Annotated in this window: 15 protein-coding genes; 3 read left to right on the top strand and 12 right to left on the bottom strand. The window is 69.5% G+C overall.

Going from position 1 to position 12893, the window contains the following annotated elements; all coding sequences use genetic code 11:
- Window positions 1-65: 65 nt before the first annotated feature.
- Window positions 66-341 carry a type II toxin-antitoxin system prevent-host-death family antitoxin gene (locus AB0M73_RS11420; protein ID WP_363889924.1) on the top strand — a complete coding sequence of 92 codons (276 nt, stop codon included), beginning with the start codon at window positions 66-68 and terminating at the stop codon, window positions 339-341.
- Window positions 334-735: a type II toxin-antitoxin system VapC family toxin gene (locus AB0M73_RS11415; protein WP_363889922.1), complete on the top strand. Its 402-nt coding sequence runs from the start codon at window positions 334-336 to the stop codon at window positions 733-735. The genes AB0M73_RS11420 and AB0M73_RS11415 overlap by 8 nt, the downstream gene beginning before the upstream one ends.
- A 6-nt stretch (window positions 736-741) precedes the next feature.
- Here the strand turns inward: AB0M73_RS11415 and AB0M73_RS11410 are convergent, their stop codons facing one another.
- The 3 genes from AB0M73_RS11410 to AB0M73_RS11400 are packed head-to-tail and all read right to left on the bottom strand — an operon-like array spanning window position 742 to window position 3277.
- Window positions 742-1515 carry an ABC transporter permease gene (locus AB0M73_RS11410; protein ID WP_363890277.1) on the bottom strand — a complete coding sequence of 258 codons (774 nt, stop codon included), beginning with the start codon at window positions 1513-1515 and terminating at the stop codon, window positions 742-744.
- 32 nt (window positions 1516-1547) lie between these two features.
- Window positions 1548-2315 carry an ABC transporter permease gene (locus AB0M73_RS11405; RefSeq protein ID WP_363889921.1) on the bottom strand — a complete coding sequence of 256 codons (768 nt, stop codon included), beginning with the start codon at window positions 2313-2315 and terminating at the stop codon, window positions 1548-1550.
- Window positions 2315-3277: an ABC transporter ATP-binding protein gene (locus AB0M73_RS11400; RefSeq protein WP_363889920.1), complete on the bottom strand. Its 963-nt coding sequence runs from the start codon at window positions 3275-3277 to the stop codon at window positions 2315-2317. Before AB0M73_RS11400 ends, AB0M73_RS11405 begins: the two co-directional genes overlap by 1 nt.
- Before the next feature lie 11 nt (window positions 3278-3288).
- Between AB0M73_RS11400 and AB0M73_RS11395 the strand changes: the two genes are divergently transcribed.
- Window positions 3289-3822 (top strand): TOPRIM nucleotidyl transferase/hydrolase domain-containing protein, encoded by a 534-nt coding sequence (locus tag AB0M73_RS11395; RefSeq protein WP_363889918.1) that lies wholly within the window; start codon window positions 3289-3291, stop codon window positions 3820-3822.
- Window positions 3823-3868: 46 nt separating this feature from the next.
- Here AB0M73_RS11395 and ndk read toward each other — a convergent pair whose 3' ends face one another.
- The 9 genes from ndk to AB0M73_RS11350 all read right to left on the bottom strand — a co-directional run bounded on the left by ndk (window position 3869) and on the right by AB0M73_RS11350 (window position 12851).
- Window positions 3869-4279, bottom strand: coding sequence for a nucleoside-diphosphate kinase (ndk, locus tag AB0M73_RS11390; RefSeq protein ID WP_211762810.1), 411 nt, complete (start codon window positions 4277-4279; stop codon window positions 3869-3871).
- Window positions 4280-4331: 52 nt separating this feature from the next.
- Entirely contained in the window at window positions 4332-5030 is a 699-nt protein-coding gene (locus tag AB0M73_RS11385) for a hypothetical protein (protein ID WP_363889915.1), read from the bottom strand.
- Between the two features lie 57 nt (window positions 5031-5087).
- Window positions 5088-5264: an AbrB/MazE/SpoVT family DNA-binding domain-containing protein gene (locus AB0M73_RS11380; RefSeq protein WP_363889912.1), complete on the bottom strand. Its 177-nt coding sequence runs from the start codon at window positions 5262-5264 to the stop codon at window positions 5088-5090.
- Between the two features lie 2 nt (window positions 5265-5266).
- The gene (locus AB0M73_RS11375) at window positions 5267-5632 is read right to left on the bottom strand and encodes a DUF4233 domain-containing protein (protein WP_363889910.1); all 366 of its coding nucleotides are present in this window, start codon (window positions 5630-5632) and stop codon (window positions 5267-5269) included.
- Complete coding sequence (locus AB0M73_RS11370; protein ID WP_363889908.1) at window positions 5629-6990, bottom strand: folylpolyglutamate synthase/dihydrofolate synthase family protein; 1362 nt, start codon at window positions 6988-6990, stop codon at window positions 5629-5631. Before AB0M73_RS11370 ends, AB0M73_RS11375 begins: the two co-directional genes overlap by 4 nt.
- Before the next feature lie 62 nt (window positions 6991-7052).
- Window positions 7053-7442, bottom strand: coding sequence for a type II toxin-antitoxin system VapC family toxin (locus tag AB0M73_RS11365; RefSeq protein ID WP_363889905.1), 390 nt, complete (start codon window positions 7440-7442; stop codon window positions 7053-7055).
- Window positions 7439-7732: a type II toxin-antitoxin system prevent-host-death family antitoxin gene (locus AB0M73_RS11360; RefSeq protein ID WP_363889902.1), complete on the bottom strand. Its 294-nt coding sequence runs from the start codon at window positions 7730-7732 to the stop codon at window positions 7439-7441. Before AB0M73_RS11360 ends, AB0M73_RS11365 begins: the two co-directional genes overlap by 4 nt.
- A gap of 12 nt (window positions 7733-7744) precedes the next feature.
- Window positions 7745-10222 (bottom strand): valine--tRNA ligase, encoded by a 2478-nt coding sequence (gene valS, locus AB0M73_RS11355; protein ID WP_363889899.1) that lies wholly within the window; start codon window positions 10220-10222, stop codon window positions 7745-7747.
- Window positions 10223-10229: 7 nt separating this feature from the next.
- Window positions 10230-12851 carry a valine--tRNA ligase gene (locus tag AB0M73_RS11350; protein ID WP_363889897.1) on the bottom strand — a complete coding sequence of 874 codons (2622 nt, stop codon included), beginning with the start codon at window positions 12849-12851 and terminating at the stop codon, window positions 10230-10232.
- Window positions 12852-12893: the final 42 nt, after the last annotated feature.

The raw sequence follows: 12893 nt of genomic DNA, 5'->3' as shown, positions 1-12893 counted from the left end.
AGGGTAACGAGCGGGTCCGCGCCCGCCGAGTTGACGCCCGTAGCACTTCGTAGCACACTGTGGTCATGACCCGTCAGATCACTCAGCGAGAGCTGCGCAACGACAGCGCGGCGATCCTGCGTGCCGTTGAGAACGGGGAGAGCTTCATTCTCACCCGCAATGGCACCCCGATCGCCGAGGTTCGCCCGATCCGGCGACGCACGTTCGTGCCCCGCGCCGACCTCAAGCACGCCTTCGCGCACCTCCCGAAGATCGACTTCGAGGAGTTCCGCGCCGACATCGACGAGCACGTCGACCAGACCCCCCTCGACCCCTACGAACGATTCGGAAAGAATGACTGACATCGAACGCGGGATGCTGGACACCTCGGTTGTCATCGACATCCCGACCATCCCAGAGGCGTCCCTGCCGCTGGAGTGCTCCATCAGCGCCATCACGCTGGCAGAGTTGACCGCCGGCGTGGCGAACGCCCAGGACCCGGTGAAACGAGTGATCAGACAGCGTCACCTGCAGGCTACCGAGGCGTCGTTCGAGGTGCTGTCGTTCGATCCCGACGCCGCCCGCGCCTACGGCCACATCGACGTGCTGGTACGGGCGGCCGGCCGCAGTCCACGCACCCGGATCGCGGATCTGTTCATCGCGGCCACCGCTGTCGCGAACGACCTGCCGCTGATCACCCGCAATCCGAAGGACTTCGTCGGACTCGACTCGATCCTGACCGTCGTCGCGATCTGACCTCGCTCAGGTCAGCAGCAGCGTGCCGAGGCGGCGGGCGGCGAACCAGCCGCCCAGGGCCACCATGATCGCGAAGTAGGCGACGTGGCCGAGGATTCCCCAGGTCACGGCCCCACTCGTCAACGCCCGCATGAGCTCGATGCCGTGATAGAGCGGGAAGCACTCCACGGCGATCCGGATCGGCTCCGGATAGACGCCGATCGGGAAGAACGTCGTGGAGAACAGGAACATCGGCATCTGCACCAGCAGGATCAGGTCGAAGTCCTGCCAGGAGCGCATCAGCGTGGCGGCGCCCATGCCGACGGCCGCGAAGCCGAACGCCACCAGCAGCGCGGCGGGCAGGGCCAGCAGGGCCCACGGGCTGCTGATCAGGCCCAGCACGGCCATGACCGCCAGGAAGCCGGCGGCATAGATGCCGCCCCGGATCAGCGACCAGGAGGTCTCGCCGAGCGCCACGTCCGTCGGCCCCAGCGGGGTGGCCAGCATGGCGTCGTACACCTTGGCGTACTTGAGCTTGAGGAAGATGTTGAACGTGGAGTCGTGGATCGCCCCGTTCATCGCCGAGGCCGCCAGCAGCCCCGGGGCGACGTACGCGGCGTAGCTGATGGGACTGCCGTCGGGCCCGGTCAGGTTCCCGACGATACCGCCGAATCCGATGCCCAGAGCAAAGAGATAGAACAGGGGTTCGAACACGCCGGACACCACTAGCAGCCAGTTCCGGCGGTTGACCAGCGCGGACCGCTCGATCACGGCCCGGGCCCGGCCGGCGTAGCTGCCCATCGGCACGATCCGCAGCACCGTCACGTCTCCCCTCAGACCTTCAGCCGTGCGTGGAACCGCTGCCGGGCCACCAGCAGGCCGCCGGCCGTCAGCACCACCAGGTAACCGACGTGGCCGACCGCGGCAAGGGCGCTCATGCCGCCGAACTCGACCGCTCGGGCCAGCTCGTTGCCGTGCCACAGCGGTGTGATCCAGGCGAGCGGGCGGCTCCACTCCGGCAGTTGGCTGATCGGGTAGTAGGTGCCGGCGAACAGCGTCATCGGCACCAGCACGAACCGGAACACGTTGCCGAACGTCACGCCCTCGTCGTTCACCGATGCCGCCAGTGCCAGGATCCAGCTGCCGAAGGCCATGCCGGCCAGCACCGACACCGGCACCGCGAGCAGGACGCCGGCGTTGGTGAACGCACCGAGCAGCGCGGCGGCGGCTACGTAGGCAAGGCCGCTGATCAACACCCGCAACGCCACCCACAAGGCTTGGGCCATCAGGAGTTGGTCCACAGTGACGGGTGTGGACGTGATGGCGTAGTAGCGCCGGTCCCATTTGAGGCTGCCCAGCACGGGGAACGACGACTCCGCCGTCGCCACCTGCACCGCCGCCGCCACCAGCATGGCCGGCGCGAGGTAGACGACGTAGGGCAGGCCGTCGGTGGCCGGCCCCGGCGTGATCCGGCTGCCGAGGCCGAAACCCATGGCCCCCAAGAACATCAGCGGCAGCAACACGGTCGACACCACCGTGGCCCGCCAGTTCCGGCGGTACCAGGTCCAGAAGTGCTCCAGCACCAGAAAGACGGGTCGCATCAGTCCACCAGCGTCCGGCCGGTCAGGCGCAGGAACACGTCCTCCAGCGTGGCTCGGCGGACCAGGCTGGAGGTCGGCCGCATGCCTCGCCGCGTGGCCGCGGCCAGCACGGCTTCGCCGTTCGTGGCATAGAGCAGCAGGCGGTCCGGCAGCACCTCGACCCGTTCGGCGAGATCCTTCACCAGCGGAACATGGTGGTGTTGCTGGTCGATCGGGAACCGCAGCTCCAGCACCTCCCGGCTGGAGTGCTCGGCGATCAACGCCGCCGGCGACCCCTCGGCCACGATCCGACCGCCGTCCATCACCACCAGCCGATCGCAGAGCTGCTCGGCCTCGTCCATGTAGTGCGTGGTCACGATGAGCGTGACGCCCTGTTGCTTGAGCCGGAACAGCTTGTCCCACAACAGATGTCGCGCCTGCGGGTCGAGGCCGGTCGTCGGTTCGTCCAGCAGCAGCAGTTCTGGTTCGTTCACCAGCGAGCGGGCGATCGTCAGCCGGCGCTTCATGCCGCCCGACAACGGTTCCACCTGATCGTCGGCGCGGTCCGACAGCTGCGCGAACTCCAGCAGCTCCGTCGCCCTGGCCCGAACCTGGTGGCGTGACAGGCCGAAATACCGGCCGTACACCTGGAGGTTCTGCCGGACGGTCAGCTCGTTGTCGAGATTGTCCTGCTGTGGCACCACACCGAGCCGACCTCGGATCCGCGGGCCGTGCCGATCCGGGTCGAGGCCCAGCACCCGCAGCTCGCCGGCCGTGCGCGGAGACGTGCAGGCGATCATGCGCATCGTCGACGACTTGCCCGCGCCGTTCGGACCGAGGAAGCCGAAGGCCTCGCCACGCCGGACCTTCACGTCCACGCCGCGCACGGCCTCGAAGTCGCCGAACCGTTTGACCAGGCCGTCCGCCTGCACAAGGACCGCGTCGTCACTCACGGACCCGACGGTAGCGGGCACCCCTGACATATGTTGGCGTCATGCGCGCCGTGGTGCTGGTCGAGGGAGTCAGCGATCAGCTCGCGCTGGAGGTCGTCGCCCGGCGGCGCGGCCGCGACCTGGCCGCCGAGGGCATTCACGTCGAGGCCATGGGCGGCGCCACCAACATCGGCCACTACCTCGACCGCTACGTCCCGCTCGACATCACCGTCGCCGGGCTCTACGACAGCGCCGAGGAACGCTTCTTCCGTCGCGCTCTGGACCGCTTCGGGCTCGCCGACGCCGACCTTGAGGACAGCGGCTTCTTCCGCTGCACCGCCGACCTCGAGGACGAGCTCATCCGAGCCGTCGGCCCGTCACAGGTCGAAAGCCTCGTCGAGGCCGAGGGCCGTCTCGCCTCGTTCCGCAAGCTCCAGCGGCAGCCCGCCCAGCGCGGCCGCAGCCTGCACGACCAGCTCCGCCGGCTCATGGGCGGCCGCTCCGGCGGCAAGTACCACTACGCCCGGCTGATGGCCGAGGCCGTAGACCTCGACCGCATTCCCCGGCCGCTGACCGCCCTGCTCGACCACCTCTGATCGACCCCTGGGCCGGGCCGGCGTCATCCGCCGGCCCGGTGACAGCTCAGAGGTTCGGGAACCAGATCTTGATCTCGCGGTCGGCCGACTCCGGCGAGTCCGAGCCGTGCACCAGGTTGAACTGGACCTCCAGGCCGAAGTCGCCCCGGATGGTGCCCGGCGTCGCCTTCTCCACCGGGTCCGTGCCGCCGGCCAGCTGCCGGAACGCCGAGATCGCCCGCGTGCCCTCGACCACGATCGCCACCAGCGGACCGCCGGTGATGAACTCGACCAGGTCGTTGTAGAAGCCCTTGCCGGCGTGCTCGGCGTAGTGCTCCTCGGCGACAGCGCGCTCGGCGGTGCGCAGCTCCAGCGCGGCGAGCTTGAGGCCCTTGCGCTCGATCCGGGCGATGACCTCGCCGACCAGGCCGCGGCTGACGCCGTCCGGCTTGACCAGCACCAGGGTGCGCTCACTCACGGTGGTCCGAACTCCTTCGGTAAAGGGACTATCCGGCCAGCAGGGTAACCGGTCAGCCGCCGAGCTGTTTCAGGCAGGCGAACTGCCCGGACTTGGGCGACTGGTAGAACCACACGTCGTCGGTGGCCGGCACCTTGTCGCAGGCCGTCTTGGCGTCGGCGCTGCTGACCACGTCGGTCACCTGATACGTCTTGGCATTGGGGGCGCCGGCGGCCAACGGCTTGGTGGCGGAGCACGAGGCACGTTCGACGAAACCGGTGTCGTCGAGGTCGAGCTGCACGCACTGGCCCTTGGGCACGGACAGCGAGGCGCAGTACCGCAGCGCCAGTTTGCCGTCGTACCAGCCGTCGCCGTAGGAGTCGTACGCGTCGGTGTCGGCGCACTTGTCCTGCTGCGGGATCACCAGGTTGATCTGGAGCGCCGCTTTGTCGGAGGTGCAGGACACGCGCTCGCTGGTCTTCACGTCCAGCCACACGCAGTCGTTGACGGCGAACCGGACGCTGCTGGTGTTGGTGGTGCGCGGCGGGCGGGTGGTGGTGCGGGTGGTCTTGGTGGTGCTGGTGCCCGTGCCGCCGGCCTCGGTGCTGTGCCGGCTGCTGATGATGCCGATGACCGCCCAGGTCCCCAGCCCCAGCATCAGCACGACACCGACGACGGTCCCGACGATCGCGCCCGTCTGCGACTTGCGGGGCGGCGGCATCGGCGGGGGCGGCGGTCCCCACGAGCCCGGCTGCTGGTAAGGCCCCGTCATCGTCGTCCTCCCCCGTTCGACTGCGAACCCGAGCATTCTGGCCCCTTGCGGCGGCGCTCAGCTCTCCGGGGTGATCGGCTCGACCGCGTCGGCCCGGACCGGCTGCCTGCTGCGCTTGACCACATGCAGGCCATGCTCGTCGAGCACGAAGTCGACTTCGTCGCCGGGACTCAACCCGAACTCTTCGCGAATTTTGAGGGGGATGGTCACTCGCCCCCTGCTCGTCAGCCTCACTCTTACTGCTGCTGGCTGGGCAGCGTGCCCTCGGCGATGCGTCGCGCGACGTCGCGCCGCACCCACAGCAGGTAGACCCAGACCAGGCCGAACAGCACGCCGACCACGCCGAGCGGGACGCTCAGCACGAAGCCGACCAGGATCAGCACCTGGAGCACCAGGGCGAACGGGACACCCCACGGGCGGCCGAAGAAGCCGGCGGACACCACCATCAGCACCGCCAGCACGGCGACGGCGGTGACGGGCCAGCCGCTGAGGTGGTCGACGCGGGACAGGACGAACAGGCCCAGCCCGGTGACGATGGCCTCCAGCACCATGGTGCCGGCCATGATGCCGCGGATGCCCTTCATCGGGTCGGGGGCGCTCACTCGGGTTCCTTGCCGAACAGGGCGCGCGCGGCGCCGGCGGTGACGACGGAGCCGGTCACCACGACGCCGCCGGCCGACACCGGGCCGTCCTCGATCTCCTCGGCCAGCCGGACGGCCTCCTCGATGGCGTCGTCGAGGCGGGGCTCGACGAGGATGCGGTCCTCGCCGAACACGTCACGGGCCAGGCCGGCCAGCTTGTCGGCGTCCATCGCCCGGGGTGAGCCGTTGTTGGTCAGCACGACCTCGGTGAACACGGGCTCAAGGGCGGCGAGAATGCCCTCGACGTCCTTGTCCTCCATCACGCTCACCACGCCGACCAGCTTCTGGAAGGAGAACTGGTCCTGCAGCGCCGTCGCCAGCGCGCGGGCGCCGTGCGGGTTGTGCGCGGCGTCGACGAACACGCTGGGGGCGTTGCGGACCCGCTCCAGCCGGCCCGGCGAGGTCACCGTCGCGAAGGCCTCGCGCACGGCGTCGACGTCGACCTTGCGGCCGGCCCCCGCGCCGAAGAACACCTCCACCGCGGCCAGCGCCTGCGCGGCGTTCTGCGCCTGGTGCGCGCCGAACAGCGGCAGGAAGACCTCGTCGTACACGCCGCCGAGGCCCTGCAGCGTCAACAGCTGGCCGCCTACCGCCGCCTCCGACGCCAGCACACCGAACTCCATGCCCTGGCGCGCCACCGTCGCGCCCACCTCCGCGCAGCGCTCCAGCAGCACCTGCGCCACCTCGGGGCGCTGCTCGGCCAGCACCGCCACCGCGCCCTCCTTGATGATGCCGGCCTTCTCCGCCGCGATGCCGAGAATGTCCGTGCCGAGGAAGTCGGTGTGGTCGATGTCGATCGGGGTGATCACCGCGACCTTGCCGTCCGCGATGTTGGTGGCGTCCCAGCGGCCGCCGAGGCCGACCTCCACCACCGCCACGTCCACCGGCGCGTCGGCGAACGCGGCGAAGGCCATGCCGGTGAGCACCTCGAACTTGCTCATCTTCACGTCCGACTTGGCGTCCACCATCGCGATGTACGGCTCGATGTCGTGGTAGACCTCCACGTACTGCCGCGCGCTGATCGGCTCCCCGTCCAGGCTGATCCGCTCGGTCGCCAGCTGCAGGTGCGGGCTCGTGTACCGCCCCGTGCGCAAGCCGATCCGCGTGAACAGCGCGTCGATCATCCGGCTGGTCGACGTCTTGCCGTTCGTGCCCGTGATGTGCACCACCGAGTACGACCGCTGCGGCTCCCCCAGCACGTCGGCCAGCGCCGCGATCCGGTCCGTGGACGGCTCCATCTTCGTCTCCGGCCACCGGGTGTCCAGTTCGGACTCGACCTCGCGCAGCGCCGCGAGCGCCTCGGGATCGTTCTGGGGCACGCTGGTCTCCGGTGCACTGGACGACGGGGTACCCACCGATTCTACGTGTGCGGCGTTCCTGCTCAGACAGGCATGCAGACGGGCAGGCCGCGCGCCTGCGCGGCATCGGACAGCCCCTTGTCGTACGCGACGAACCACGTGATGGCCGACCGGAGTTCCTCCGCGGTGGCCAAATGGATCGCGTCAACACTGCGCAGGTGCGGATCCACGTACCGACCGGCGACATCGAGCACGTCATCGGTGACGGACCGCTGGTGCACGAGCGCCAGCACGGAAGGCAACACCATCAACGCGGCCGGATCACTTCGAGTCAAAGCCCGCGCTGTCTCCGTACGTACGAGCGCCGACGACACGAGCGGTGCGGCGCTGGCCGCCAACCACGCGCGCAGAGCATGGGTTTCGGCTTCCTGGCGAACCAGCTTCACCACGGCTGAGCCGTCCAGATAGATCACAAACGGTCCTCGCGGAGCTCCGACACGACGTCGGCCGTGTCGGTTCCGTCGCTCGCCGGATGCGGGGTGATCGCGAGCAGGGCAGCCACGCCGGCCGGATTGCTGGCCGGCGTGAGCTTGCCCTCTCGAATCAACTGGTCGACAACCGGATTCCCGGTGGCCGGCAGCGGCACGAGCATCGCGATCGGCCGGTCGTGCTCGGTGATCACCACGGTCTCCCCCGCGGCGGCGCGGTGCACCACCTGGGAGGTGTGCCGGGTCACCTCACGAATACCCACCGTCGTTGTCATGACAAAATGTTATTACAACTGGACGGTCACCTCGAGCTCGCCGCCGTCGACCTCGCGGTAGCGGAGCTCGCCGATGCGGCCGGCGGCGACGAGGTCGTCGGCGAAGCCGCTGACCAGCGCCAGGGTGGCGGGGTCGGCGGCGATCTCGACGGCGGCGACGTCGGCGCGCATGGAGAGCTTGGCCGTGGACTTGGCCTTGCGAACGGCGGAGATGGCCACGGAGGCGAGGTCCAGCGCCGAGGCGTCACCGCCGCTTCGGATCGCAGCCGGCCACGAGGCGAGGTGCACGGAGCCCTCCTGCCACCAGGACCACACCTCCTCCGTCACATACGGCAGGTACGGCGCGAACAGCCGCAGCAGCGTCGACAGCCCGGTCCGCAGCGCGACCCGGGCCGACGAGCCGTCGGCGCTGTAGGCCCGTTCCTTGACGAGTTCGAGGTAGTCGTCGCAGAAGGTCCAGAAGAACCGCTCGACCCGCTCCAGCGCGGTGGTGTGCTCGAAGCCGTCCAGGGCCGTGGTCGCATCGTCCACAACGGACGACAGGGCCGCGATCATGGCCTGGTCCAACGGATGCGTGATGGTGTCCGAAGAGGACGGCTCGTCGAAGGACAGCACGAAGCGGCTGGCGTTGAGCAGCTTGGTGGCCAGCCGGCGGCCGACCTTCATCTGCCCGGGGTCGAAGGCGGTGTCGGTGCCGGGCCGACCGCTGGCGGCCCAGTAGCGCACGCCGTCGGAGCCGTGCTCGGCGAGCAGGCCGTCCGGCGTGACGACCTTGCCGGCCGACTTGGACATCTTCTTCCGGTCGGGATCGAGGATCCAGCCGGAGATGACCGCGTCGGACCACGGTAGGGCGTCCTGCTCGACGTGCGAGCGCAGCACCGAGTAGAACAACCAGGTCCGGATGATCTCGTGGCTCTGCGGTCGCAGGTCCATCGGATAGGTCAGCGCGAACAACGCCGGATCGTGCTGCCAGCCGGACACGATCAGCGGCGACATCGAGGACGTCATCCACGTGTCCATCACGTCCGGATCGCCGGCGAAGCCGCCGGGCGCGCCGCGCTGCGACTCGTCGTAGCCGGGCGGCGCCTGGCTGGACGGGTCCACCGGCAACTGCTCCGGCGAAGGCAGAATCGGCGCCTCGTAACGGGGTTCGCCGCTGGCGTCGAGCGGATACCAGACGGGGAACGGCACGCCGAAGAAGCGCTGGCGGCTGACCAGCCAGTCCGAATTGAGCCCCTTGGCCCAGTCGTCGTACCGGTTGCGCATCCACGCCGGGTGCCAGCGAAGCTCGGATCCCCGGCGCAGCAACGCTTCCCGGTGCTCCAGGCTGCGCACGAACCACTGCCGGCTGGAGACGATCTCCAGCGGCTTGTCGCCCTTCTCGTAGAAGTTGACCGGTCGGGTCGTCGGCCGCGGCTCGCCGATCAGGTCGCCGGATTCCCGCAGCAGCTCGACGATCCGCTTGCGCGCGCTGAACGCCGTCAGCCCGGCCAGCTCGTCGTACGGCGAGGCCGGCACGCCCTCGGGCGGCTCCGGCAGGAACCGGCCGTCCCGGCCGATCACCGTACGGGTGGGCAACTTCAGCTCACGCCACCAGCGCACGTCGGTCAGATCGCCGAAGGTGCAACACATCGCGATGCCCGCGCCGCGCTCCGGCTCGGCATCTGGATGGGCGAGCACCGGAATCTCCATGCCGAACAAGGGAGATCGCACAGTGGTGCCGACGAGCGCCTTGTACCGCTCGTCGTCCGGATGGGCGATCAGCGCCACACAGGCCGGCAGCAGCTCGGGCCGGGTGGTCTCGATCTCCACCGGGCCGAAGGAGATCCGGTGCCAGGCGCCGGCGTGGTCCCGCGCCTCCAGTTCGGCCTGGGCCACCGCGGTCTGGAACGTCACGTCCCACAGCGACGGCGCTTCCGACTGGTAGGCCTGACCTTCCCGCACCAGCTGGAGGAAACCCAGCTGCGCCACGCGTTGCGCGTACGGGCCGATCGTCGAGTACGTCAGCGACCAGTCGACGGACAGCCCGAGCCGACGCCACAGCGCCTCGAAGACCTGCTCGTCCTCGACGGTCATCCGTTGGCACAGCTCGACGAAGTTCCGTCGCGAGATGCCGACCTGCTGCTTGCCGGAGGTTTCTGCCGGCGCATACGACGGGTCGTACGGCAGCGACGGATCGCAGCGCACGCCGTAGCGCAGCTGCACACGGCGTTCGGTCGGCAGCCCGTTGTCGTCCCACCCCATCGGGTAGAACACGTGCTTGCCGCGCATGCGCTGGAACCGGGCTACTACGTCGGTGTGGGTGTAGCTGAAGACGTGGCCTACGTGCAGCGACCCGCTCACCGTCGGCGGCGGCGTGTCGATGGAAAACACCTCAGCACGGGAATCGGGCCGGTGGAAGCGGAACGTCTCGTCCGCTGCCCACCGGCCCGACCACTTGTCCTCGATGCCCTCCATCGACGGGCGCTGCGGAATTCCGTCACCCGTCATGGAGAAATCACCCTTCCGGCAGTGCGTCCAAACGCGCGGACACCCGCGCGATGTCGGCGACGGCGGCCTCCCGGCGCGCCTTGATCTTGTCTACGACCTGCGCCGGGGCCTTGTCGACGAAAGCCGGATTGTTCAGCTTTCCGTCGCACTGGGCCAGTTCTTTTTCGGCCGCCGCGAGGTCCTTGGCCAGCCGCTTGCGCTCGGCGGCCACGTCGATCGTGCCGGAGGTGTCCAGCTCGACGTGCACGCCGCCGACCTCGAGCGAGGCGCTGGCGGCAAAGCCGTCGGACGGCTCCTCCAGCCGGGCGATGGCGCGGATCGCCGCCAGCTGGCCGGCGATGTCGGCTTCGTCCACACCGGACAGTCGCGCCGGCACCTTCTGGCCGGGCTTGAGACCCTGGTCGGCGCGGAACCGCCGGACCTCGGTGATCAGCTTCTGCACGGTGTCGATGCGCCGCGCGGCAACACCGTCCGCGTCGACCCCGGACACCGTCGGCCACTCGGCGATCATCAGCGACTCGCCGCCGGTCAGCGCGGTCCACAGCGTCTCGGTGATGAACGGGATCACCGGGTGCAGCAGGCGGAGCACCTTGTCCAGCACGTGCCCGAGCACGGCCCTGGTCGCCTCGGCCCGCGCGCCGCCCTCGGCGATCTGGACCTTGGCCAGCTCCAGGTACCAGTCGCAGTACTCGTCCCAGGTGAAGTGGTACAGCGCCTCGCACAGCTTGGCGAACTCGTAGCGCTCGAACAGGGCGTCCACTTCGGACACCACCTGGTCGGCGCGGTCGAGGATCCACCGGTCGGCGTCGGTCAGCTCGTCGCGGGCCGGCACCGGCACGGCCGTGGTCGCTCCGTTGAGCAGCGCGAACCGGCTGGCGTTCCACAGTTTCGTGCAGAAGTTGCGGGACCCGCCGGCCCACTCCTCGGCCAGCGCCATGTCGGCGCCCGGGTTGGCCCCGCGGGCCAGCGTGAACCGGGCGGCGTCGGCGCCGAAGGTGTCCAGCCAGTTCAGCGGGTCGATGACGTTGCCGCGCGACTTGGACATCTTCTTGCCCTGCGCGTCGCGGATCAGGCCGTGCAGGTACACGTGGTCGAACGGCTGCGCGCCGTCCATCGCGTACAGGCCGAACATCATCATCCGGGCGACCCAGAAGAACAGGATGTCGTAGCCGGTGGACAGCACGCTGGTCGGATAGAACTTGGCCAGGTCGGCGGTCTTGTCGGGCCAGCCGAGCGTGGACATCGGCCACAGGCCCGAGGAGAACCACGTGTCCAGCACGTCCTCGTCCTGGTGCCAGCCCTCGCCGGTCGGCGGCTGCTCGTCCGGTCCGACGCAGACGACCTCGCCGTCCGGGCCGTACCAGACCGGGATCCGATGGCCCCACCACAGCTGCCGCGAGATGCACCAGTCGTGCAGGTTGTCGACCCAGTCGAAGTAGCGCTTGGCCAGCTCCGGCGGGTGCACGGTGGTGCGGCCGTCGCGCACGGCGTCGCCGGCGGCCTTGGCCAGCGGGCCCACGTTGACGAACCACTGCAGCGACAGCCGCGGCTCGACCACGGTGTCGCAGCGGGAGCAGTGGCCGACCGAGTGCAGGTACGGCCGCTTCTCCGCGACGATCCGGCCCAGCTCGCGCAGCGCCGCCACCACGGCGGGACGCGCCTCGAACCGGTCGAGACCCTCGAACGGGCCGGCCACCGAGATCACGCCGCGGGAGTCCATGATCGTCATGGACGGCAGCGAGTGCCGCTGGCCGATCTCGAAGTCGTTCGGGTCGTGCGCCGGCGTCACCTTGACCGCGCCCGTGCCGAACGCCGGGTCCACGTGCTCGTCGCCGACGATCGGGATGCGGCGGCCGGTCAGCGGCAGCTCGACCTCGGTGCCGATGAGGTGCTTGTAGCGCTCGTCGTCCGGGTGCACCGCGACGGCGGTGTCGCCCAGCATGGTCTCGGCGCGGGTCGTGGCCACCACGATCGAGGCGTCGCCGTCGCCGTAGCGGATGGAGACGAGCTCACCCTCGTCCTCGGAGTGCTCGACCTCGATGTCCGACAGCGCCGTGAGGCAGCGGGGGCACCAGTTGATGATCCGCTCGGCCCGGTAGGCCAGGCCGTCGTCGAACAGCTTCTTGAACATGGTCTGCACGGCGCGCGAGAGCGGCTCGTCCATGGTGAAGCGCTCGCGGCTCCAGTCCACGCTGTCGCCGAGACGGCGCATCTGGTCCAGGATCTTGCCGCCGTACTCGGCCTTCCAGCCCCAGACCCGCTCGACGAAGCGCTCACGGCCGAGGTCGTGCCGCGACAGGCCCTCGCCGGCCAGCTGGCGCTCGACCACGTTCTGGGTGGCGATGCCGGCGTGGTCCATGCCCGGCAGCCACAGCGCCTCGTAGCCCTGCATGCGGCGGCGGCGGGTCAGCGCGTCCATCACCGTGTGGTTGAGGGCGTGGCCCATGTGCAGGCTGCCGGTGACGTTGGGCGGCGGCAGCACGATGCAGAACGGCGGCTTGTCGCTGGCCGGGTCGGCCTGGAAGTAGCCGTTGTCCACCCACCGCTGGTACAGCCCCTGCTCTACCTCCGCCGGGTTCCAGGCGGCGGGGAGGTCGGTGGTGTACTGCGGCGGAAGGGTCTCGGTCACGCGAAGAGTCTACGGAGGCGCGACGGCACCCAACGAACGGGT

The sequence above is a fragment of the Kutzneria sp. NPDC051319 genome, assembly GCF_040682195.1.
Classification (GTDB): domain Bacteria; phylum Actinomycetota; class Actinomycetes; order Mycobacteriales; family Pseudonocardiaceae; genus Kutzneria.
Note: the sequence above shows the minus strand (reverse complement) of the source record. Positions and strands in the feature narration are given on the sequence as shown.